The sequence below is a fragment of the Pseudomonas sp. FW305-28 genome, from assembly GCF_017351395.1.
In the GTDB taxonomy this organism is placed as follows: Bacteria; Pseudomonadota; Gammaproteobacteria; order Pseudomonadales; family Pseudomonadaceae; genus Aquipseudomonas; species Aquipseudomonas fluorescens_AA.
Map to the genome: position 1 here is coordinate 34,777 of NZ_JACNDD010000008.1, position 23,996 is coordinate 58,772.

Annotated in this window: 15 protein-coding genes; 2 read left to right on the forward strand and 13 right to left on the reverse strand. The window is 59.1% G+C overall.

Annotation, left to right across the window (positions count from 1 at the left end):
* Window positions 1-190 precede the first annotated feature (190 nt).
* Window positions 191-5,143 (forward strand): OTU domain-containing protein, encoded by a 4,953-nt coding sequence (locus J4E53_RS30685; protein ID WP_256587132.1) that lies wholly within the window; start codon window positions 191-193, stop codon window positions 5,141-5,143.
* Between the two features lie 60 nt (window positions 5,144-5,203).
* On the opposite strand, the gene J4E53_RS03610 is transcribed toward J4E53_RS30685, so the two are convergent.
* Genes J4E53_RS03610 through J4E53_RS03620 form a run of 3 tightly spaced genes read right to left on the reverse strand, consistent with a single transcriptional unit; the run spans window position 5,204 to window position 6,976 of the window.
* Window positions 5,204-5,875 (reverse strand): GNAT family N-acetyltransferase, encoded by a 672-nt coding sequence (locus J4E53_RS03610; RefSeq protein ID WP_060739977.1) that lies wholly within the window; start codon window positions 5,873-5,875, stop codon window positions 5,204-5,206.
* Window positions 5,876-5,885: 10 nt separating this feature from the next.
* Window positions 5,886-6,332: a GNAT family N-acetyltransferase gene (locus tag J4E53_RS03615; RefSeq protein ID WP_103307965.1), complete on the reverse strand. Its 447-nt coding sequence runs from the start codon at window positions 6,330-6,332 to the stop codon at window positions 5,886-5,888.
* Between the two features lie 2 nt (window positions 6,333-6,334).
* Complete coding sequence (locus tag J4E53_RS03620) at window positions 6,335-6,976, reverse strand: FMN-binding negative transcriptional regulator (RefSeq protein ID WP_103307966.1); 642 nt, start codon at window positions 6,974-6,976, stop codon at window positions 6,335-6,337.
* Window positions 6,977-7,076: 100 nt separating this feature from the next.
* Between J4E53_RS03620 and J4E53_RS03625 the strand changes: the two genes are divergently transcribed.
* A complete protein-coding gene (locus tag J4E53_RS03625; RefSeq protein ID WP_103307967.1) occupies window positions 7,077-8,621 on the forward strand; it encodes a PLP-dependent aminotransferase family protein in 1,545 nt (514 codons plus the stop codon).
* Window positions 8,622-8,840: 219 nt separating this feature from the next.
* Here J4E53_RS03625 and J4E53_RS03630 read toward each other — a convergent pair whose 3' ends face one another.
* From J4E53_RS03630 to J4E53_RS03675, 10 genes are all read right to left on the reverse strand, one after another.
* Window positions 8,841-13,454, reverse strand: a complete 4,614-nt coding sequence (locus J4E53_RS03630; RefSeq protein WP_103307968.1) for a dermonecrotic toxin domain-containing protein — start codon at window positions 13,452-13,454, stop codon at window positions 8,841-8,843.
* 233 nt (window positions 13,455-13,687) lie between these two features.
* Entirely contained in the window at window positions 13,688-14,788 is a 1,101-nt protein-coding gene (locus J4E53_RS03635) for a polyamine ABC transporter substrate-binding protein (protein ID WP_060739982.1), read from the reverse strand.
* A gap of 11 nt (window positions 14,789-14,799) precedes the next feature.
* Window positions 14,800-15,831, reverse strand: coding sequence for a histone deacetylase family protein (locus J4E53_RS03640; RefSeq protein WP_103307969.1), 1,032 nt, complete (start codon window positions 15,829-15,831; stop codon window positions 14,800-14,802).
* Window positions 15,832-16,018: 187 nt separating this feature from the next.
* Entirely contained in the window at window positions 16,019-16,606 is a 588-nt protein-coding gene (locus J4E53_RS03645) for a hypothetical protein (protein ID WP_207268105.1), read from the reverse strand.
* 65 nt (window positions 16,607-16,671) lie between these two features.
* The gene (locus J4E53_RS03650) at window positions 16,672-17,700 is read right to left on the reverse strand and encodes a hypothetical protein (protein ID WP_103309053.1); all 1,029 of its coding nucleotides are present in this window, start codon (window positions 17,698-17,700) and stop codon (window positions 16,672-16,674) included.
* Between the two features lie 72 nt (window positions 17,701-17,772).
* Window positions 17,773-18,336, reverse strand: coding sequence for a hypothetical protein (locus J4E53_RS03655; protein ID WP_103309055.1), 564 nt, complete (start codon window positions 18,334-18,336; stop codon window positions 17,773-17,775).
* Between the two features lie 315 nt (window positions 18,337-18,651).
* Window positions 18,652-19,011 (reverse strand): DUF6124 family protein, encoded by a 360-nt coding sequence (locus J4E53_RS03660; protein WP_103309057.1) that lies wholly within the window; start codon window positions 19,009-19,011, stop codon window positions 18,652-18,654.
* A gap of 580 nt (window positions 19,012-19,591) precedes the next feature.
* Window positions 19,592-20,200 carry a hypothetical protein gene (locus tag J4E53_RS30690; RefSeq protein ID WP_256587181.1) on the reverse strand — a complete coding sequence of 203 codons (609 nt, stop codon included), beginning with the start codon at window positions 20,198-20,200 and terminating at the stop codon, window positions 19,592-19,594.
* A 283-nt stretch (window positions 20,201-20,483) separates the two neighbouring features.
* Window positions 20,484-21,605, reverse strand: a complete 1,122-nt coding sequence (locus J4E53_RS03670) for a type IV toxin-antitoxin system AbiEi family antitoxin (protein ID WP_103309059.1) — start codon at window positions 21,603-21,605, stop codon at window positions 20,484-20,486.
* 213 nt (window positions 21,606-21,818) lie between these two features.
* Window positions 21,819-23,996 (reverse strand): lipase family protein, encoded by a 2,178-nt coding sequence (locus tag J4E53_RS03675; protein WP_103309060.1) that lies wholly within the window; start codon window positions 23,994-23,996, stop codon window positions 21,819-21,821.

Genomic DNA, 23,996 nt, shown 5'->3' on the forward strand with positions numbered 1-23,996 from the left:
CGACACCGGTACTGGCTCGTGCCCAGCAATCGCGAGCAAGCTTTGCTCCCACGGGGCTGTGGCTTAGCTGAGCGACATCCGCGATTACGTTTTTCGTTGAATGACGTAGCCAAGCCATACATATGTATGCCGTTTCGGGTCGAACGGCGCGATAGGGTCCGGACTCTTCAATCAGAACCGGACCATTCAGATGGCTACTTTCTCCAAAGGCGACCCGGCCAACGCCGTCGTCCCCCAGGGCGAACCGCTCAGCGCCCAGGCAAAGGTGCAACTCAGGCAACTGGAGTTGCTGGACACCAACCAGATTCAACTCACCCGGTTGTTTGCAGGCCTTCCCACGTTCGACGGAGTGCTTGGGAACCTGCTGGTCAGCCTGCTCAAGGCGAAGATTCCCGCCGACAGATTCCGCCCATCGCTGCTCGCGGATATCGATCCGGATAACTGCTACGTGAACCGCTTCACCAAGGACCAGGCCGGTGGCCGCACCCTGACGTCCTCGGAGCGTTTCACCGATGTCCTGCACAACGGTTTGCTCAGCGACACCGCGCCTGACTTCACGAACGGTGGCGTCGGCTTCTTCACCCGTCCGGACTCGCTGGAGGAGGCCGACAGCGTATTCGCCCGGCAACCGGACGCGCAGATGCGACGGGCCTTGGAGTCGGTGTTCCATTTTCCCCGGCCCACCGCGAACGAGCGGGTAATACGTCAGTTCCGTGACGAGCTGGCGCGCTTTCGCCTGGGCAAGAACCGGGGCGACACCAGCGAGACGACCGCACCGTCCACGGCTGAAGCGGTCCTCGCCCAATTGCTTTCCCAACGATTCCAGCACCTGTTCAACTTGTATAAAGCGGATCGGGATCCTGCCGCTCCACTCAGCCAAGCCGCGCGAATCCAGCAGGCCGATGACGATCGCCTGCTGGACCTCATCACCACCCATCCTTCCCAGGCTGACAGGAACCGGCTGCTACGGGCGCCCATTCCCCATGTCTATGCCGTCCTGCTCGACCAGGGCATGGCCTCACCGCAGAAATGGCCCGCGGCAATGGTGATCAAGTTCACCGACAGGCAGTCGCTGTTCCTGTACTCCCTGGAGCACGGGCTGCAGCGATTTCGTTCATTCCAGGATCTGGTCGCTCACGTGCGGCCCAGCGTCCAGGGCCAGGAACGCACGATCCTGGATATCTCCGTGGGGCTGTCCGGGCATGTCTTTGAAGTGGCGTCGGCGGACCTGTTGCAGAGCCAAAGCGCTGCGCTGGACAGGGCCCTGAATGCGCCAGGCAACGAAACCCTCGCCGTGAGCGTGTTCGCTCAACGAGCCGAAGACGCCTTGGGTTTGCCCATGTTGTCCTTGGCCGGGCCACTGGCGACTCGTCAGGAAACCCTGGCGGAGAACCGTCGCCCCGGCTTCTACAAAATGGCGACATTTGCCGAGCAGGCCCGCTATCGCCGTCTGGAAGGGCAGGTATTCCAGGCGGTCTATGCACTGGGCAGCGATGTTCCGACGCTGGTGCAATTCACTCGCCAGAAGATCAGGCAATACCTGCAGCGAACCATCCATCCGCGCCTGGACCTGGATCCTGATCGAACCATGATCCGGTTGTCCTTCGGTGATGCAGCCAACCCGAGACAGTCGCGGGTCAGCAGCCTGACCCAGTTGATGCTCGATAACCTGCGCCCGCCGCAGTACCCCAACGCCATGCGCGAAGTGCTGGCGGTCCAGCTGGTCGATAAACATGGACAACGGGTGCGTCACCCGGCGAGCGGTTTTCTGATCACCTTGACGGGCGGTGAGCTGGCGAGGATGGCGTCGAGCATCGATGCCGGTGGCAACTACGAAATTCTGCTTCGCGAGCAAATGAACCAGCCTCGATACAAGGCTGCTTGGCAGACCGCCTACCGCGCCAGTCTGGAGTTCAAAGGCTACGAGGCGGTGCTCAAGGGCGACGAAGTGTTCAAGGCCACTGTGATCGATGAAGTGTGCGACCCACCCAAATCGAAAAAGCTGGTCGCGCAATGGCTGGAAGCGGTCTTGCAAGCGCCCAGCGCTGCGAAACGTGCGCTGGTAGGTGGGCGCAGGGTGCACGTCCATGGCCTGCTGCTGGGCGGAACCGTCGGTTTGCAACGTGGCACCATCGGCAACGCGGTCACCATTGACGGCGCGCTGATCCTTTCAGACCAGAGCGGGCCGGACATCAAGGGGACCGTGGGCGTTTACTTCCCGGACAGTCCTCATGGCAATGACCTTCACGAATTCGCCGACCTGAGCGATGGCGTCACAGGGTTGCTGCAAGAGCAAGAGTGGCGAGCGTATTTCCGCTCGCGCATTTCGACCCTCGACCAGGAGGAGATCAAGCGTGCGCTGGGCCAGCACCGCGGTCGGCCACTGATCCGTGGCTATCTGTTCAACGGCGATGTATTTGAAGAGCTTCACCGGGCCCACGTCAATTTCCACAGTGCCTACGCGGACCACCGCTCCAACAGCAACCGCGATATCGGCCTGCAAACCGCGGCGCGGATCGTGATGATGGTGGTGGAGATCGTCATGGACCTGGCCGGCCTGCTGCTGATTCCCGGGTTCCAGCTGCTCACGCGTGCCATCCGCACGGGCCTGTTGGTGGTCAAGACCGGCGGGGTTCCGACGGACCTGGCAACGCTGGTATTCGTCCATCGGGTGGCAAACACCCGCACCACGACAGGCTTCGGCGGCGTGAGCGTCAACTTGCGAGGGCAGGCCTCATTCCGGGCAATAACGGCGCAGCAGAGCCAGGCTGAAGCATCGATCGGATTGCCCCTGGAGGAGGCACTTTATCGCCGCTATGCCGTGGCGGATACCACGCTGATCCAGAGCCTGCCAGCCGATGCCCAGGGCTTCTATCGACCGGTGATTACCGATGGCGCCACCGGCAGCGTGACCCGGCCTGTGTTCGTACGCCAACCTGATGGGACGGTGTTCCGGGTCCACGACAACACGCCGATCAGGGCTACCGAGGCCAACATCGTCGACCCTGTCACGGGGGTGAACATTCGCTCCAGTGGCGTGATGCGCAGCACCGTGGCGCGCGCGCCCGATGGTGAGTGGCGTGCCGTAGGGTTTGGCATGGGCGGGGGCAAACGGTCGCAGCCAGGTTCCCCTGAAGCGGGCCCGTCGGCACCCAAGCGACCTGCCACCTCGTTGCTTCGCGCCGTTTCCGACCTGATCCGTACGCCCAACCAATGGGACGTAGAGATCATGGATCTGGTGCCGTCCGTCATCACCCGCCTTCCGAATTGGCCGCAGAACCGCAGTCTGTTGATCATCGATCAAAGGCGCGGGCACCAGGACTGGTCCGTACGCTTTACGCCGGGACAGGATGAAGTCGGCTATCCGATGCGCACCCATCCGCTTAGATCGAGCACCGACGTGGTGCTGCTGCGCACGGGTGAAAACCACTACACGTTGATGCTGGACCAGGATCATGAAGTCTTGTTCCCGGCCGACGGCAATTGCTTCTTCAACGCGGTCGCCCGGGGCCTGAACGAGGGGCCGGTGCAACGAAGATTCACGATGCAGCGACTGCGCAATGACATTGCCGACTACATCGACCAGCATCCGGAGATGGGGAACTACCTGGTGGCGCAGCCCACTGCGATGCAACAGGCACTGGCTTACAACGCCCCGGCGCTGGAAAATTTGTTGGGCGAGTCGGCGGTATTGGACCTGACGCAAATCGTCTTTGGGTCGCCCAATCCCCAGGGTCTGTTTCAACCGGTCTTGAACCGCCTGAATCAGTATGCCCTGGACATGGGGCGCCGCTACTTGAATCAGGCCGAAGGTGCCAACCTGCCACCGGAGATGCTGCGCCTGATCGGCAGCTATCTGTCGCCGCGCACGCCCGTTCGCCTGCCATTGAGCAGCACGCCTTTTTACTCGTTGAAAGATCAAGCACTGCGAACCTTCTTCGAGGACACGTTGTTGGGACCGGTCCTGCACCAGGAGGTCACCGAACTGCTCAACAATGAGTATTTGATGCTGTCCCAGGACGTGCTCCATATCATGCTCGAGTACGGCGTCCGGGCCCGGGAGCTGACCGATCACCACCCCAAGAACCACCTGGGCTATGTTGAGTACGACCAGGCCTTGCATGGTCACCTCAGCTACGAGCAAATGGAGGAGCAGCTCAATGGCGCGCTTCTGGTGGAAAGCGACGATCTGGCAAAAGTGAAGACGCGATACGAGCGCGAGACCGGCGATGTCATGGACGACGCTTCGGACCTGTTGGATCAGTTTATCTATTACGACCGGGCTGAAGACCTGGTCGATCTGTTGACCGTTGTCCTTGGGCGTTACCCGATCTTGCTGCGGCGGGCCAATATCCTGCTGCAGTCTCCGGTGATTGCTTCCAACCTGGGCGGGCTGCTGCCCTTGAATGTCGTTTCGCAATGGATACGCACCCCGGCGTTATCCGATGCGCGCCTGCAGGTGATTGCCGAGTATGCCGGCAGCCGGTATCAGGAAGTGGCGAACCGGGGCCGCATTGATATCGATTGGATGCGGCGGTTCAATGACCGGAACCTGCGTCGCCTGTTCAATCAGCGCTCTGCAGTGTCGAACTTCTTCACCTTTCTTGGCGGTACCCGGTATGTCGAGGACAGTGACATGGCGGCGATCGCCAGGCTGTTCAGCGTTGCCGGTGGGCCCGTTCCCAATAGCCGGATCGCCATCGTGCTCGATACGCCGGATATATGGGGCTCTCTACAGAATATGCCCGGTATCACGCTCCAGAGCGCCAGGGGCATCTGGGAAGACCTGATGGGGCCGCAGTTCACCGATGAAAACATTCGCTTCGCCCTAGGGCGGGCGGGTTCGCTAAGTTCCGAGGCGGCGTTTACCCGAGCCTTGATCGACAGCCTGGTCGAGGAAGAAGCCCTGGCGCACCAGTTGATCATGGACGCGTACGTCGTGACCCAAAGACAGGCCCAGCACTTTCTCCACAACTTTCAATTCACTAACCATCGTGCCGATCACAGCCGGTTGAACCTGGCTCGCTATGTGAATATCAATGGCGAGATACCACAATGGGCATGGCCCTACGCCCGCCCCGGGGTAAGCGACGAAACGCTCGCAGGGTTCCTGGAGCGCAGGAAGCCGTCCAAGCCGAAGTAGCGCGTCCTGATCGATCGCCAGCGCGAAGCGGTTCGCGCTGGCGATCATCCGTCACTTAGCCTATGCGCGGCATTGCGCCAGGCTGCGCACCTGTCCGCCGTCGCGCTGATTGGCCTCGCTCAACCACTGCTCGAACCCGGCGCCAATGGCCGGCCATTCCGAATCCAGCATCGAATACCACGCGGTGTCGCGGTTCTGGCCCTTGACCACCATGTGCTGGCGGAACACACCCTCGAACGTGAACCCCAGCCGTTCGGCGGCGTATTTGGAGCGAGCGTTGCCGTTGTTGCACTTCCACTCCAGCCGGCGGTAACCCAGGGCGAAAGACTCCTTCGCCAGCAGGTAGACCGCCTCGGTGCTTTTCGGCGAGCGCTGCATCGGCGCGCCGAAGGTCACGTGGCCGATCTCGATACGGCCCTGGGCCGGGACGATGGACATGAGGCTGAGAATGCCCTGCACCTCGCCGCTGGCGCGGTCGATCACGCTGAAGAAATACGGGTCGGTGTTGGCGGCGTGGTTGTTCAGCCAGGCATCGAACGCGCCGCGATCCTTGAACGGGCCATAGGGCAAGTAATCCCAGAGTTTCGGGTCGGCCCCGGGCCCTTCGAGGGCTTGCCACAGGCCGTCGGCATGCCGCGCCGGATCGAGTTTTTCCAGGCGGATGAAACGCCCTTCGAGCAACTGCGCAGACGGCGCCGGGACACCTTTCCAATCAGCGAGTGAAGACGACATGGGGGGCTCCTTAAAGGGCTTTGCGAAATTGAATGAAGCCTGGGCGCTCGGCGATGCGCTCGTACAGCTGGATCGCCGTGGCGTTGGTTTCGTGGGTCAACCAGTGCACCTTGCAGCAGCCATCGGCCTTGGCGGTGGTGTAGACGAATTCGATGAGCTGGCGACCCACACCGGTGCCACGGCTCTGTTCTGTCACCAGCAGGTCTTGCAGGTAGCAGGAGTTCTCGATGCTCCAGTTCGAGCGATGGTAGATGAAATGTACCAGGCCGACTGCCGTGTCGCCGTTCCAGGCCAGGGCAGCGTGGGTGGGCTCGCGGTCGTCGAGCAAGCGCTGCCAGGTGCTTTGGCTGACCGCCTCCGGCAGCTCGGTGTTGTAGAAACGCAGGTAGGCCTGCCACAGCGGCAACCACGCGGCGTGATCGTTGGCGCTGACGCGGCGGATTTCAATCTGGCTCATATTCACTCCTTGGACGATGGATCAGGCATCAGCCGCGCGAGCGTCTGGTCCTGCGGGTCGTGGCTGGCGGCAAGGCCGTTGCGTACCCCGGCGACATCCGCGGGGCTGCGGTTCTGGCTGAGCTTGCGCTTGCCTTCCAGGCGCTGGATGGGCAGGGCGAAGCCGACGATGGCCTTGAGCATGCTGTCGATGTACTCGGCCGGTGCATCGTCGATTTTCCACGGCTGCTCGCGAGCGGTTTCGTGGCGGTCGGTGAGGGCGCCGACCAGGTTGCGCAGGCGCTGCGCGTCGCTGAACACCTCCGCGCTGCCGTAGGCGTGTACGGCCACGTAGTTCCAGGTCGGCACGACCTTGCCGTGTTCGGCTTTGCTCGGGTAGAAACCCGGGCTGACGTAGGCCTCGGCACCGGCGAATATCACCAGGGCCTCGGTGCCGGCTTCCAAGTCGCGCCATTGTGGATTGGCCCGGGCCATGTGCCCGTAAAGGGTACCGTTCGGCCCCTGTTGCGTGTCCAGCAACAGCGGCAGATGGCTGGCCTGCAAACCGTGTTCACCGTGGGTGACGAGCACGGCCAGGCGGCAATCGCCCATCATCTGGTGCAATTGGGGCAAGTCTTCGACGGCAAAGGCTTTGGGGGTGTACATGATGATTTTCCTTGGCGAATGCGAGCATCCTAGGCAGGCTATTGGTCTGTTGTAAGAGCCACTTCCGGCCAATTCGATAGGTCCATTCGCGAGGGCTGTCATGCACAACGTCGTGCCGCCACTGTCGTTCAACCCTGCCGGCATCGAGCTGGACCGCCGCCAGGGGCTCAGCCGCCAGCTTTACCAGGCGTTGCGCACCCGGGTGCTGGACGGACGCCTGGCCAGCGGCACGCGCCTGCCGGCCAGCCGTGACCTGGCGGCGGCCTTGTCGATCTCGCGCAACAGCGTGGTGCGGGCCTACGACCAGCTCTACGCCGAGGGCTTCATCGAAGGGCGGGTAGGGGACGGCACCTATGTGGCGAAACTGTCCTCGCCGACCCTGCCGCTGAAAAACATATCCACAAAAGTATCCACAGGGTTTTCAACAGGCTTACCCACAGCCTTATCCACAGATTGGCTGGATTTGCCTGTGGTTCCATCCAGTAAAGTTATCCACAGCGATGCATTGAATCGTGTCGAAAACCACCATTTACCCCAGCCGCCCAGTGGCCCGCCGCGAGCGTTCAGGGTCGGTGTGCCGGCGTTCGATCTGTTCCCTTTCGACGTCTGGGCCAAGCTGAACGCGGCTTTCTGGCGCAAGCCGGATCTGCAACAGTTGTGTTATGGCGACCCCCAAGGGGATGCGCGCTTGCGCGGGCTGATCGCCGCTTACCTGCGCAGCTCCCGGGGGCTGCACTGCACGGCTGAACAAATTGTGATCACCAGTGGCGCACAGCAGGGCATCAGCCTTTGTGCACAGCTGCTGGTGGACCCGGGCGACGTCGTGGCGGTGGAAAATCCCGGGTATCGAGCGGCCGGGCATGCGTTCGCCGTCGCCGGTGCCGACGTCAGAGGCGTGCCGGTCGATGGTGATGGCCTGGATTGCACGGCGCTCGGTGGGTTGAGCCATTGCCGGCTGGCCTACGTCACCCCGTCCCATCAATACCCGACCGGGGTGGTCATGAGCCTGCCACGGCGCCTGGAACTGCTGGCCTGGGCCGAACGCAACGACGGCTGGATCGTCGAGGACGACTACGATGGCGAGTACCGCTACAGCGGCGCGCCCCTGGCGCCCTTGGCGGCATTGGATCGCCAGGGGAGGGTGCTCTACGTCGGTACGTTCGGCAAAGTGGCGTTCCCGGCCCTGCGCCTGGGCTACCTGGTGCTGCCGCCGGGCCTGGTCAACGCCTTCGCCCGGCGTCGCGCCGTGGACGTGCGCCATTCCGAAGTCAGCACCCAGGCGGTAATGGCCGAGTTCATGGCCGCCGGGCATTTCCAGCGCCACATCCGGCGCATGCGTCGGGCCGCGCTGGTCCGACGAGACGCGCTGCTGGCGGGTTGGCCCAAAGACATCCCGGGGGTTGGCACCTTGCCGACCGTCGTGGCCGGGCTGCATGTCACGGTGCCGGTGGACAGCCTCGCCCGGGAACGCGAACTGATCGCCCAGGCGACGGCGGCGGGGGTCGAAGTCAATGGTTTGAGCAGCTACTGGTTGCCCAGCACCACCACGCCTATCCACGGCGGGTTGGTGCTGGGATTCGCCGCGGTCCCGCCCACGGCGATCGCGACCGCGCTGGCGAGCCTGGCCCAAGCCTGGAGGCCCTGACGCCCCGTGTGCATGACCGTAATACGGTTCACTTAAGGCAATCGACAAACCCGTGGCGAGGGAGCTTGCTCTCGCTGGGCGGCGAAGCGGCCCCAAAACCTGCCAAATGCGCAGCATCAGACACACCGCACCCGCCGGTTTACGACTGCTTCGCAGCCGAGCGGGAGCAAGCTCCCTCGCCACAGGTCCATCATTTTTCTTAAATGAACCGCATTGGGTTCATGAGCGGGCTTTTTGAAAGAACACCTCCTTGGCCTGGTCCACGGCAATTTCGCTGCGATAACGGTCGACCAGCTGGCGCTGGCTGAGGGTTTGTGTGGCATCGGCGGCAGTGGCTTCTCGGCTGGCTTGCTCAATGGTTTTCAAGCGCGCCGAAAGGAACGCATAGGCGGGCACCCAGTTCGTCGAATAGCGGAAATCGGCAAACCAGAGGGTCTCACCGCTTTTCACGTCCCTGATCTCATACCGGTCAAGGTAGCCGTAGGGCGGAGTCTTGATGCGCTGCCGGCTCTTTTGTTTGGTAATGGAAATCTGGTTCCGGCTTTTAAGCCACAGGATGCTGCTCATGGTCGGCGGGCGTTGCTTGATGACATTCAACACGGTGTCGAACCCCAGGACATACAACGCGCTCGCTTCCCGCTGAAGCTGCGCGCGCAGGGTCTCGGCCGAGCGCCGCTGTGCTTCTGGCAGCTCGAAGGTTTCATTCGAAGCCACACCTTGCGCCTGGTCGAGGGCCTTTTGGATGGCCGCGCTGATTTTCTCCATCCTGCCGGCATGGGCATTGAGGATCATCCCGATCCCGGCAGGTGTATGGCTGGGCTGTTTGACGGTGGCTTGCATCTGCGCCTTGAACGCCGTCAGGCCGTTGATCAGGTCCTGGCCCTTGGTGACGCTGACGTCCAGGGGTGGGACGGCGGGCGGCGTCGCGTCGGGTTTGACATGAGGGATCCACTCGCCGGTTTCTTTGCGGTGGAACGTAATGATGATCTCCCCGGAAAACGGGTTCTTCACATCGACCCAATCGGTTTCCTCCATCAACCGAGACAGGCGCGGCTCGCCGCTGACCAGGCCCCAGAAGCGCGCCCGGATGAATTTTTTCCTCGGCCGAGGGCGTTGCACGTAAGGGGAGCCGGCGCTGCGCTGGTCCCTGCGTTCTTCGAGGGCCGCCGCCAAGTGCCGCATCGTCGATTGTTCAAGCGTGCCAATCCCCTTGCGCAGGCGGGCGAGCTGGGGCGCACGCACGCTGCCCTTGTACTCGTTGCCCAGGTAGTTGAGATGTTCGTCGATGGCGGCGAACTGTTCGGCCAGGCTGCCGAAGGCGTCGATGCGCTCATCGAGCCGGATCACGCTGCGTTCATCGATCGCGTCGCGCAGGCTCTGGTAGGCGACCGTGGCGTTGTCCACGATCTGGTTGATCGCTTCCCAGCCTTCGGGCATCGACTCGACGCTGTCGAGTGTCAGGCACAAGTGACGGAACATATCGAGCTTGATCAGGCGCAGGTCGGCGCCGGTGTAGAGCGGCATCTTCTTGCGATGCCGTCGGATGAATTCGAAACCTTCGTAGCCAAGGCTCTTCAGTTCGGTGAAGCGCGTCTCCATGTAGTCCAGGCGTTCGGTCATGTCGTCGCCGACGCTGATCATGCTTTCGGCCGCGTCGATGTGCGCTTGCTCCAGCACCTTGATCCCAGAGGTGATCATGCCCTTGGCTTTGTCCATGGCCGGGGCGAACCGATCCTCCAGGGCTTCCATCTCGGCAAAGGTGAAGTTGATCTGCGCATTCAGGTAACCGAGCCGAGTGCGGGGGTAGTCGGGCCTGGACTGGAAGAGCGGCCATTCCAACAGCAGCGCCAGTGCCTGCTCGTAGTTTTCCCGCTGCGTCTTCAGTGCCGCGACATAGGCGTCGCGTTTCACCTCCTTGGCAGCGCCCGAGGCCACGTCCATTTCCACCGCTTGCATGGTCAACAGTTTCTGGTTCTGCGGTTTCTTCGCTTCGAATTGATTGAGCGAGGCAAGCAGATCGATCCGGCGCCGCTGCGCATCGGCGATGACTTTTTGCCGGATGCCCTTGGACCCGCTGCCACGTACGCGCAGGCGCGTGTCGATGTGCCATTTGCCGTGGGTGTCACTCATCAGCGGAGGGCCTTCACGCGCGGGATCCTTTGCGTCGACGATAGAAACCAGCTCGCCTTCGACCTGCACCTTGAACCACTTGCCGGCCATTTTTGCGTGCCAGACGCCGTCCTTTTCGTAGAGCCCCTTGAGGGCCCCCCAGGTTCGGAACTGTCCGGGGTCTTCGGGTTCGGCGATGCTGAAGGTGTCGAGAAACCGGGCGCTTTCTTTCGATTTGCCCATCAAGGCACCGCTGGAGCGAATGGCTTCGTAGTGTTCGGTCGGCAGCGAAGCGCCTGGAAGCGGTGGGAGTCGCTCGATCACCAGCTCATGGGGGGGCTTGGGCAGGCTTTCCAGTTCCCTTACTTCTTGCGAGGCCTGGAGCCGGTGGGGGCTCCTGGCTGACCTGGCGCGATCGATGGCATGGGTGATGATCGCCAGCGCAACGTTCAGCAGCAGGTCGGTGAACGCCTCCCACTTGGCCGGTTTGTCGGCGCCTTCCTTGCCCTGCGTGAGCTTGTCGATGTCGTCCAGGATCTGCCAGAGCCAGCCGGCCGTGCCTACGGCGGTTCCCAGGTACGGCAGGGCGAGGTTGAACAGCAGCCAGCCTGCCCGTTTGAAGGTCTCCCAGCGGTTTTCCCGATTGGACACCGATTGACGATCGGCCAGTTCGACCAAGGCGTTGGCATTGGCCTTGAACAGCTGCGGCAAGAAATTCGCCCCCAGGGTCTTGTCGGTCAAACTGACAGGACCGCTGTTGGCCAAGGAACTCAACGGATCGACCACGAATGCCACGATGCTCCAGGGGGAGGGCAACAGGTCCGGGAAGACAAACCGGCCGTAATCGTCCCGTACCCCATCGGGCAACCAGGCCAATACCGACTGGCGTAACGACGGGGTTTGCCTGATGGCGTACAGCAGGTTGCTGAAGGAGGGGTACTGGCTCAACTGTGGTTCCAGCAGGGGCCGATACAACAGGCAGGGCCCGGCGCTGGAATCCTCGGGGCCGATGATGAACATATTGCCCACCACGTCTTGCGCATCGCCCAGTTGCAGTTCCGGCACGAAGGCCAGTTGGCGCAGGACAATGGTTTTTCCGTCCACCTTGCGATCCGCCTCGGCAGGTTCCATCAGCGCGGCGACGTAGCGGTAACCCGTATCGTCCAGGTGGTCCTCTCTGCGGATCTTGCGTTCCAACGCCAACATCGGCAGCTGGATGCGCAACTGAGAGGTGTACAGCTGTTCGCGACGGCTCGATTCGGTTGGATCGTCGAGCAGCGTGCGCTGGATCAGCTCGGGGTAGACACGACCGATATCGGCTTGGGTGATGAGGTTTTCGATGTACTCGACGGTCATCCATCCGGGCAGTTCCGTGTCGTCCCGAAACTTGACGGTCTTGTCGCCAAGGGGCAGGGCGATCAGGTTCTGCAAGGCCAGTTCGACGAGGCTGAACCGGGTGGTCTCGATCTTGCCGGGCAGCACGAAGCTTCCCCAGACCACGGGGCTGCGCACCTCGATCTCGATGTTCTCCAGATCGAATGTCGAGGCGTCGGCATGGTCCGAGACCATCTGCTGCTTCAGCAGGTTCAAGGTGAACGTCTTGATCGGCACGATCCCGTCCAGGTAGGTCTTGCCGGCATGCTCCTGGTTCAAGATCGAGAGGTTTTTCATGTGCTGGGCAAACAGGATCTGATCGGACGGCGAGGCGTCCAGCAACCAGTGGGGCATCTGCCTCTGGAACCAGGCCACGAGCGCATCTTCGTCGCTTTCTTCACCGCTGGCGGGGGGATCGTAGGTCGCCCATGTCTGCGGGGAAGAACCGATGATCTTGACCTGCTCGGCAATCATCCCGCAGGCCTTGTGATCGAAGAGATTGCCCTCGGGCTCATACAGTCGCCACTGGATCTTGCGGTAGGTGGCCGTACCGAAATGGGTCGTGAGGGATTGACCAAGGGCCTGCTGTGAATCGAATTTCTGGTAGCCGTTGGCGATCGAGTATTTGAGGATGACCTCCTTTTTGTCGATGGTACCGATCAGCACGACGATGGAATTGTCGCCCAGGCGCTTCACCTCGGAACCGTCGACGTTATCGATGTCGATCAGATAACCATGGCTATCGTAGGGGTCGTTCTCCTTGCGGTCCTTGCGGTCGGGGTGGTGGAACAATTGCCTGGCCATGTCGCATTCGGTCGTCGTCCAGCCGCGGACGCGCCCGACGTTCCAGGCTTGACGCAGCGCACTGGAAAGCTGATGCCAGCGGGGCCCGGACTCGCCGAGGGAGGCATTCCAATAGGCCAACTGTTGCTCCTGGCAGGCCGTCAGCATGGCCGGCACCAGCTCGTTGAGCAGATGCCCGATCTGGTCGATGCGCACCGGTAAATGCACATCGGGAGAGGTGAGCGGCAGTCGGGTAAGGAAATGCAGGCCTTCGATCAACAGCATCGAATTGCCTTCCTCGTTCACCAGCCCGGCCAGCATTTCACTGAGGGTTTCGTAGCGGGTGGGCCGTCGCACGATTTCATCGTCGACAATCTCCCAGTCCGGCTCGCCCACCACGGTGTTGTGTGGATCGAGGTTCAGCGTGGGGTAGAGCTTCTTGAGGGCATCGCGCAAGAGAATGGACGCGACCTCCGGATACGTGGGCCCTGCGAGCAACTGATTGAGGATTGCATCTTTGGGATTGGCATTGGCCCTGGGGGCCGTGATAGGGGGCGTGGGTGTCATCTGAGTCTTCCTGTCTCTCGCGACGAATGGAATGGCGAAGCCGAGCGCTTCGGGATAGCCATACTAGTGAGGCGAAAAACAGGGAAGGTGGTAACTATGTATGGGACGGGGATAGCGCCTGTGGGAGCGAGCTTGCTCGCGAAAGCGATGTATCAGGCGCCGGTGATGTTGAATGTGCCGGCGTCTTCGCGAGCAAGCTCGCTCCCACAGGTTTTCTGTTTAGCTTGATGAACTCACTGACCGGATTTGATCCGCGTCCAGGCCCGCGTCCGCGCCCGTTCGGCATCCCGTGGCAACGGTTGCAAGGTGTAGAGCGTGGTCATGGCCGCTTCGGTCGGGTACAGGTTGGGGTTGTTGCGGATCGCCGGGTCGACCATCTCGGTCGCGTCCTTGTTCGGGTTCGGATAGCCGACAAAATCACTGACCGGCGCGATCACCTGCGGTTGCAGCAAATAGTTGATGAAGGTGTAGGCGTCCCCTGGGTTGGCGGCGCCTTTGGGAATGGCGAGCATGTCGAACCAGATCGGCGCGCCTTCCTTGGGCAGGCGCATGTCCACCGTCACGCCGTTCTTGGCCTCCTTGGCGCGGTTGGCCGCCTGGGAAAAGCTGCCGGAGTAACCCACCGCCACGCAAATGTCGCCGTTGGCGATATCGGCCATGTACTTGGACGAGTGGAAATAGGTGATGTGCGGGCGAATCTTCATCATCAGCGCTTCGGCCTTGGCGTAGTCCGCCGGCTTCTTGCTGTTGGGGTCCAGGCCCAGGTGCTGCAAGGCCAGGGGCAGGATCTCCGATGGCGAATCCAGCAGCGCCACGCCGCACTGCTTGAGCTTGCTGATGTTCTCTTCTTTGAAGATCAGGTCCCAGCTGTCCACCGGCGCGTTGTCGCCCAGGGCGGCCTTGATCTTGTCCGGGTTGAAGCCGATCAGGATGGTGCCGTACATGTAGGGCACGGCGAACTTGTTGCCTGGGTCGTTGGCTTCGATCAGCTTCATCAGCTTGGGATCGAGGTGGTTCCAGTTCGGCAGCTTGCTGCGGTCCAGGGGCTGGAACACCCCGGCCTCGATCTGCTTGGCCAGGAACACGTTGGACGGCACCACCACGTCATAGCCGGAATTACCCGTCAGCAGCTTGGCCTCCAGGGCCTCGTTGGTGTCGAAGATGTCGTAGACCAGCTTGACCTGGCTGTTCTGCGCCTTGAAATCCTCCAGGGCTTTGGGCGTGATGTAGTCGAACCAGTTGTAGACGCGCAAGGTGCGCTCCTCGGCCTGGACAGCGCCGCAAAGCAGCGCGGCGCACACGGCTGGAGCCATAAAACGCTTGAGTCTGTTCATGCTGTGATTCCTCATGGGGCGCTTTGGAAACCTTCAAGAACGTTCACGGCATTGATGCCGATTTCTGCCACCGCGTAGCCGCCTTCCATCACGAACAGCGTCGGCTTGCCGAGCGCCGCGATGCGCTTGCCCATCGCCAGGTAATCCGGGCTGTCGAGCTTGAATTGCGAGATGGGGTCGTCCTTGAACGTGTCGACACCCAGGGACACGACGATGACATCGGCGTCGTAACCCCGGATTTGCCCGCAGGCCTGCTCCAGCGCCGCGCTCCAGGTGTCCCAGCCGGAGCCGGCTGGCAAAGGGTAGTTGAGATTGAAGCCCTCGCCGTCGCCCTCGCCATGCTCGTCGGCATACCCCAGGAAAAACGGAAACTCCGCCTCGGGGTGACCGTGGATCGAGGCGAACAACACGTCGCTGCGCTCATAGAAAATCGATTGGGTGCCGTTGCCGTGGTGGTAATCCACATCCAGGATCGCGACCTTCTGATGGCCCTGGTCGAGAAAGGCCTGGGCAGCGATGGCCGCGTTGTTGAGGTAGCAATAACCGCCCATCAAATCACCGGCGGCGTGGTGCCCCGGTGGGCGGCACAACGCAAAGGCGCTGCGCGCGCCGCGCTGGATGTCCGCCTGAGCGGTGAGGGCCACTTGCGCGGCGCTGTAGGCCGCCTGCCAAGTGCCGGCGGTAATCGGCGCGCCGCCGTCGAAACTGTAATAACCCAACTGGCCGTGCAGGCTCGTGGGGATGACCGAGCGCAGCGTTCGCGCCGGCCAGGTGAAGGGCAACAAATCACCCTCGCGGTTGTACTTGGCCCAGCGGTCCCAGGCGCCTTTGAAAAACTCCAGGTACGCCGCACTGTGAATGCGCTGGATCGGCCCCAAGCCAAAATCCTGCGGCGCCTCCACCGGCCCCAGCCCCTGCGCCTTGACCCGCTCCAACACATGATCGGCCCGGGACGGCATCTCGAAGCAGGGCATCAATTGCCCATCCATCAACTCGCAGCGCCCGTGGTGCAGGTGGTGATCGTCTGAGTAGATCGTCAGCATTTTTTTGTTCTCCGCTAGGCTGGTCGGTTTGAACACAGTCTTGCGGCGCGCGGCGTTTCAGAGAACGGCAGGAGAGGCCAAAAGGGGATCGAAATGGCCAAAAGGTTTGACCGTAAATCGCCCCTTGTTGGCGCGGGTGTGCGCGGGGTTGGGGCAGGGGAGCGGTCAGAGCCGGGGGCCAATCAGCTTAGAGATTATGGGCATAGCCGCGTTTTTCCTTGGTTGATTTGGAGTAATAAGCTAGATCGATTTTAAAAAGAGCGCGGACGTGGGCGAGCTGTGCTTTGAGATGAGATCGAGTCATGCGATCAGTATTTTCTGAAAACATAAGGTGGTAAATGGCAGGCCAAGTGACAGCTGCGTCCGAAAAATAGATGTCCTCACGAGGGCCCACGACTGAGATGCACTTTGTAGTAGAGAAAAGTGCAGATAAAAATTTGTCATGGATCATGGAGCAAGCGGATAGGAACAGGCGACGTTTTTTCAGGTGAGGTTCTAGGATTTTTGCAAGATCCGTATAGCCGATCTCATTCTGATTGGTCGTGAACAATCCATCTTCGTTCCCATGAGCAGAGATGTGCAGGTACCGATATCCCGACTTCCCGAACTCTGTAACGGCTTCGATGAACTGGTGTCGTGTCCTGACATAACGGTAGATGGGGTTTTTTTCGTGTAGCCTTAAGACTGAAGAAATAACACCCCCTTCAAAGCGGCCATTGCCCTCATCGTCAGGATTAAGTGTTTCAATAATGAAAACGTCAGGGGTCGAGGCCATTTAGAGGTGCTCAAGTAGTTTTGTTTGTAATGAATAATGCGTTTGATCACGCAAGATTTCGTGATTCAGCTCTGTTGAAAATAGAAAATACCGTTGTTCTTGAATTTGTCGGCGTACCAAGCAACGCCAAGAATATGCTTTATTGCTTCCTTTTCTCCGGAAGGAACATCGTCTCGGTTTTTTAGGAATTCTTCAAATTTTACATTGTGGTTGGGAAATATTTCATTTAGCTCATTTAGTTTTTTTCGTCCATTTTCTACGGTTATGGACTTGCTTTTCTTTGAAAATCTATTGGGGTACAACAGATTGAAAGAGGACGAAAGGCGCCAGTGATTGGATACCCTGAGGTCATTGAAGTAATTGAAATGCCGGTTGTAGATGTTGGTGAGCAGGACAAAATCCACGAGATCGAAGCGTTCATGCCCAATTGGACTGTCTTCGGTAAAAAAACCACCCTCACCAAACAGGTAGCCACGCCATAGTTGCATGTCGATCTCTTTGTGACAGCACACAATCAATATGTTGGTGTCTTCGACTCTGCATTGCTTGACTTTTGCTTGGGTGGATTCCAGAAAATCCTTCATTACGTTATCTAGATTTTTCCCTTCTTTCACTGTCTTGCCTTGTGGCGTTAAGCACTCACGCGCGTCCTTAAGCGCCTGCTCGCGGAGTGCGTTATGGGGCATTCTGTTTGAAAAGGTAAGCGTCACTTCGTCAGGGGAGCATACTTCATCTTTGTAAGAGGCACATTTTACTTCGAGATTATATTTTTCCCCTTTTACAGTTACGCTGAAGTCAACATCTTTAGGCGACGTGACTTTATCTTCGTAGACGAATGCCGCATTGGGGTAGTCGATAAATTCACTCATGGCTGTTAGCTCGCAAGCAGCCTGTATATATTGACTCTCGTTAAAAGCTCCGGCGCGAACTTGCAATTTATCTCGGATGAGACGCTTGACTGGTTTCTCGCCTATCTTAGCTTGAAGCGAGTTGAGGATTTTATTCAGCGCGTGTAGGTACTCGTCGTAATGAATGCTGGTTTTTACAAGGTAGTGCTGGTTGTCAGTAATTTCACTCAGGTGATCGAGGAGCATGCGTCATATTTCCTTGTTCATTTGTTAGCTGAACGAATGCGCGGGTTAACGGGGGAAGCCCCTGGGCATTGGCTATTCAGGTTTGATAGCGGGAAGCGAAAGGGATGAACGTATTGCGTTCAAGGACGCGTAGAAATCCTCAGTGTTGCCGAACGCCCCTCTGTAGATCTTGTGAACGAGAGCCTCATCTTGCTTGGCGATCTCAATGAACACGGCAAACGTCAAAGAGATGCCCCGTGGCAGCCGGAAGTAACCTTTGTCTATAAGTTGCTTGGCACGCAGTTCAAGCAATGGGAGGTTCGCCTTGAACATAGCATCCACCTTATCGATGCTGTCCAGTTTGAGTTCGCCGCTGAGGTAGCGGTCGTATCGAATGGTGTGGTCGCTTTCATACCATTCCGAAAGAATCTCGATGCCGAATTTTTTCGCCAGCTCGGCATCCATCGCCGAAACCAACAGATTCGACCGGGCGTAGGTGGAGATGTAGGCGTAGAACTCCCGCTCCAAGGTCTCCAGGATCAAGGCGTTTTTCGATTTGCCAAGGGTATTGGCGACAGCGGCAATGGTCCTGTCCAGGCTGCTGCTCAAATTACGCAGCGTGTAGGAGACCGTTTCGGCCTTTTCAACATCGTTCATAGGGAATGACTCTGGGAAAGCTCCTCCGAAGTAGAAGAGATGGAACCATGCTCTACCTTAAAAACCATTTAGTCAATTGTGGTTCATAAAAATAAATATGGTTATTTTTGTTTGATGTGAATTTCGGCTGGCTGGAACGTGCCTTATCCCGAGGCGATCACAGAGTGGGCACCCACCACCAATCCCCTGTGGGAGCGAGCTTGCTCGCGATGGCGGCAGCCCATACACATCTAAATCCGCCCCCTCCTCGGTCTGAAGGTGCAGGTGATCCGTGGCCAGAGATTGCTCCCTCGCCACGGGTTGGTGGTGTAGCGGTTAGCGCGGGTCGACGTTATCCAGCACTCGGTTTGCCAGCAATGAACTCATTTCGATCAGTTGCTGGATGCCGAGGGCGATGTGGCGGCGGGGGCCTTCCAGGTCGAAGGCCAGGTTGCTGATCATCGCGTCGGCGGATGCCAGGTTCTCGCTGAGGTTGGCGAGCAGGCATTCGTTGTCGGCGTTTTTTGCGACGGTGAAGAGCTGCCCCGGTTTGGATGCATCTTCGGACTTTTCCGGTTTCGGTAGCAGGTAGTGATCCAAGGCACGTTTGGCGGCTTCGTCGTGCTTTTTGGCTTTGGATTTGGTTTGCGCGGAAGTGTTGTCTGTTTCCGGAGGGTTTGGAGTTACTTTGAACATAAGCTGGAATCCTTGAGTTAGGCCGCGACCCTTTCCCTACTAAAAGAAGGGTGGCGGCTGTACGCAGGTTAGTAGACCGGGGATTCCAGCATTGCCGGCGCGCCGAAGCGCCCTGCGCACAGCCACCATCAAGGACAGGAATTGGAACACCTGCCTGAGTGGAGAGCTCATGCATCTTGCGGAAAACCTCGGGCTACTAAACCCGACCACTGATGGGCAGTGGCAGGGAAACGATAGAACCCGGGGGCAAGGCGCACAAGCGGGCGGATTCTGGCGTAGTTGTAGGCAATGGCGCAAGGATTCGTAGCTTGGTGGAAGCGTTGCGAAGGGAGAATAAACAAGCCTTCGTAATGCCCAGGATTCGGGGCGAAGGAGCTCGTTCCCGCTCGGTGGCGCAGCGGTTTTTCTGTAGGAATGCGCCGGCCTTTTTGGGGCTGCTGCGCAGCCCAGCGGGGATAAATCCCCTCGCCACAAAATGTACGTCCACCGCCACCGCCTTGTGGGAGCGAGCTTGCTCGCGATGGCGGCAGCACAGCGGTCATGCCAGAGTGCAGTCTAAAGGTGTTTGAACAACCCGAAGTCAGGCCATTTGAGCTTCAATTTCTGCGAGCAAGCCTTGAATTAAGCCTGCCGCATAACGCTGTGCGCTAATGAGGTCGTCTTCATCTTCGCCGCCATGAAACCGTGCGTATGCGACTGCCCCCACCTTTTCAAAACCTTCGCTGAAATGATCATCGCCAAAACGCCGGGCCAATGCAGCCAACCCATCGCTTACGGCCTCTCCATGCCTCCCCGTGCGAATTCGCTCGACAAAAAGCCTGGCAACATTTTCAAGTGAGCCTGAGTACCGAACTACATGGATGAGATCCGCTGCATCCTTGTTCTCTTGCCGCTGGTCAAGGGCAAGCGCTTTCAGAATCACGAATGCAGGCACGTCTGCAAAACGTATGATATCGACCGACATTCCTCCACTGTCGAGCAGTTGAGCACCGACCTCTTTTTCTTGATACCAGTCGTGCACGATTCTGGCGTGTTTAATGGTGAGTGCTGAGACCTGCTCACCGCTGACGCTTACGGCCTTTCCAGGTTGCTCGTCACCGGCATCACGCAGTAGCTCTACGACGACCTCAATATGCTCATCAACTTGTCTGCGCCATCTCCAAGACGTTGGTTTCCATTCTCGACCCAACGTACAAATCCTCGCGCCTTCAACTGATCGGCAAGGCTAACGTATTCGTCGCCGGTCGCTAGGACTTCCAGGTTCAGCACAATGTCTACATCAGACGTACCCGCATGCGTTGGCACATCTGGTGGCGCCTCTGGAGTCAGATAGCGAGGCACTAGGCCGCCGACTAAACGCAATGTGCCCTTCAAATTACCAAACGCACTGAGTAGCGTGAGCAAGGTCCTCTCACAGGCGTTCGTCACATCAGCGTCGTACCCCGCAGCCGTGCGGGGTTTCAATTCCTTGCTCATTCAACCTCCAAAAAATTCCTGATGTGCTCTGCCAGCTCTTTGTTTCGCCCTCTACCATCAAGGAGATCAAGATAAAGAATGTATGGGCTTGCAAAATATGCAGGGTATTCAGGGTGCGGCTGCCTGAACAGCAAGCTAGCGCCTTCACGCTCAGTGATGGTTACGTTCGACCCTTTTTTTGCGGGCTTGAGCCCGAGCACATCCGCCATGTCCTGCGTGTACCCCTTAGGAACAATCAGATCGACGGTATCTGTGCTTGTGAGCAAGGGTGCGAATACGTTTCCAGCAGCGGTCCCTGTGAATGCCCATGGATAATCGACCTGCTTTTCGGCAACCGTTTCTGCAACCCGCGCAAGTAGGTGCTTTGAGCTTTCCACAAACGTATACCAAGTGGATGAGTTCTCACGTGCTCGCGCCTGCCATTGCTCGGCCCACGCGTCGAGTAAGGCTCCAGGGTTGACCAACCGTCTCCGGCGGGTTGGCCCTCCACCTACAGACTCGCACCATTCGCGCTGCGTTAGCTCTTGAAGCACCAGTGAGCAGGTGTACTGAGAGGTTTCTGCCAAATTCGATAGCTCGGTTCCCGTCAGCCATTCATAACTGTGCATTAGCAGCGAATGAATGACGTTTTCGCGAGCACCTGTAAAAAGCTGTATCGCTCGCCTTGAGGTGTTGGGTTTTGATGGCCGCTGTATATCAACTAGCCAGTGGCCATGTTTTAGGTAGAGGCTTCCACCTAGCTCAAAAAATGCGATGTCTCTCTCTTTCAGTTCTTTCTTTGCGCCAGGGCTCAGCGATTCCGCTGCAATCATCCGGACACTATCCACATCGCGGAGGCGATTTCGTTCAAAACTGTCCAGGCGCCAGACTGCGTCTCGGATGTCTCGGGGGTAAGCACTGCCAATGACCTCGACGAGGATCTTTAGGTCTTTAGCTGACATGCTCAGCTCAATCACACCGTCGGGGCTTGCGTTTAGGCCTTCATGCCCATGATAAAAATCCAGGCCTGAGTGCACTTTAACGTGTGCCTCGTGACCAAAGGCGTCAGTGAGACTGTGCTCTAAGCTATCCAAGACCTGACCCTCAAGCTTGGAGTCCCAATCATGATGTCGTTCCATATCTTAGCTCCAATCCCATCTTTAGCTGGCCAGCAAAACCTCTGCGAGAAGCAATACCTTAGCTCAAATTAGGTGTTTAGCTGAACAGCTAAATAAGCCTAATAAGCTAATAATAGATCATTTTTTGACCTGTGAGGGTCCTGGGCGCGTTAGGACGGGCTTGTAGCTGGTTGGCGACGGTGCTTGCTCCTCGCTCGGGGGCGGCTACGCCGGTCAAACGATTGAATCGAGATCCAGCGTATACGGTTCACCAATGGCGTACCCGTGAGCACCACGGATCAATTCACCGTCGTCATCCCGGGCCGGTGCCATCGCCAGTTGCTCCACCTCCCTGTTTTCCGGGTGTGCCTGCCAGCGGGCCAGGTTTTGTGCCAGTTGCTCGGGGTGTTCCGACAAGCTCCCATAGACGTCTTTTTCGCTGACCGATGCAGTGCGCAACGTAGCCAGGCGCGCGCGGGTGCTGTGCAGCTTGTCGACCTCGCGGATGAGCGCAATGTTGATATCGCTTTCGCTACGTCCATTGGGTGCGCCCCGTCCCGCCAGGGAGCGCTCTTCATCACGCAGCTGTTGGGTAATGCGTGCGAGCGCATTGTCGATCCATTCATATTCGCGTTTTGTCGCCAGTGGGCTTCCGGTTATGTGCGCTTCCTGCCAGCGCCGCAAGGTCGCCCAGCAAGCGGGGATGTAGCTGGGGAGCATGAAATGGTTGCCGGTCTGGATGAGTTGGGCCAGTAATGCAGGGCGGTCCGGTAGGCCATGTTTATGCTCGAGGGCCACCTCGCAGGCGGCGTGTTGGGTGATGGTGTCGCAACGGGGCATCCACAAGATCGAAGAGCGCTCCTTGCGATCGAACTCCACCGGTAGGAAATGTCGCAAGATCCCGTGGTGTTCATACGGTTCGCCCGTCCAGCGAGTGATGCCCGCGACGAACACGGAAAGGCCGACCGGTACGTTGGCGAATGCAAGGGCCAATCCTGTGCCATAAACGTTTCCCTTGGTATTCATCCAACTGCCGGGCACGCTGGGTATCGGGTCGTTGTGGTTGACCATTCGGTAGTGCACAAGGGGTTCGGCGTTTTTTGTGAAGGTGGCATCGGCGGCGCGAGGTGCACCATAAGTGTAGAGCTGGAGGGTGTAGCCTTCCGGTCGGCGCCGCAGCATTTCTGCCAGCAGCAATGCTACTGCGCCGCCCAGGCTGTGACCGCAGATCAGCAGTTTTTGCCCGGCGTAGAACCGGTCCAGATAACTCGTCACGAAGGCCGCAGTTTTTTTGGCGGCGCCATAGAAGCCTCGATGCACCTGGCCGACACCTTCCTCAAACGGCACTTGGCGTGCATCGGCGTCGCGCAGGAAGTCGGCGAGTTGCTGGGTGCCGCGCACGGCTATCAGGATCAGCTCGTCGTTGTGGGTGATGTAGGCCTGGGTGTCCGTGCTGTCTTCTTCGCCGGTGTCGTCAAGAAAATGGACGTTGGCGGGATGCTCTTGATGTATGCCCAATTCAGGATCGTTGACCGCGTAGAGGGCAGGGTCGAATGGCACGACCTCCAGGCGTCTGGAGTAGGGCACGTCTTCATACAGCGGGTAGTAGGGTTTTCTTTGCCCTGGATAGCACTCCCCGAGTTCCTCGGACTTGGCCAGTGCATCGGCGAACCAGTTACCCACGCTTGGCTGTCGAGTGAAGCTCACCGCTGTTGTGATCGGAGCCTTGTCGGGTTTCTGGCCGAAGGCACAATAGGTCAGTGTCGACATCAGGGCCAACTGGTACAAGTTGAGCGCGCAGAATGCTGAGGCGGTGGACAGCATGGGCCGCAGGGCACGCAACGGCCGTATTTCTAGCACCGTGTGTTTTTGCGGCATCACAGCCACGCCGAGCTTGCCATGTTCGCCCATCAGTCGTGCCGGCCCTGCCGGGTGCGGGTAATGGCGGTACACCTCGGGTGGCAAATGGGCGACGTGCTCGACCAGATGCCGCACTTCCACCTGGAAAAAGTCGTCTGCGCAGGCTTGTGCCGGGTTTTCCCGGGTGCGGGTGGCGTTTGGGTTCAGGTAGCGGGTTTGCTCGGCGCGAACTTGCAGTTCAGTGATCTTGAGGGGGTAGTGAGCTCTGCGTTGAAGCTCGATATAGAGTTTTTCCTCCCCTTGATACGGTTGCTCAAAGGTAAGGGCAATGGGCCCGGCATAGTGGTTGTTGACCTTACCGATACCCCTGGTATCCAGATTGCCCGAATATCTTTGTCCTTCCGAATCGATAGTGACATAGGCCAGCCCCGCATAAGGCTCACCAGAGCCCCATTCATCGACGAGCTGAAAGCTGGTCCATCTACCCCCTACAGGGCAGGTCAGATTGCGGCTGCTCAGCCTTGATTCCAATTCCTTTTGAAACGACGTCAT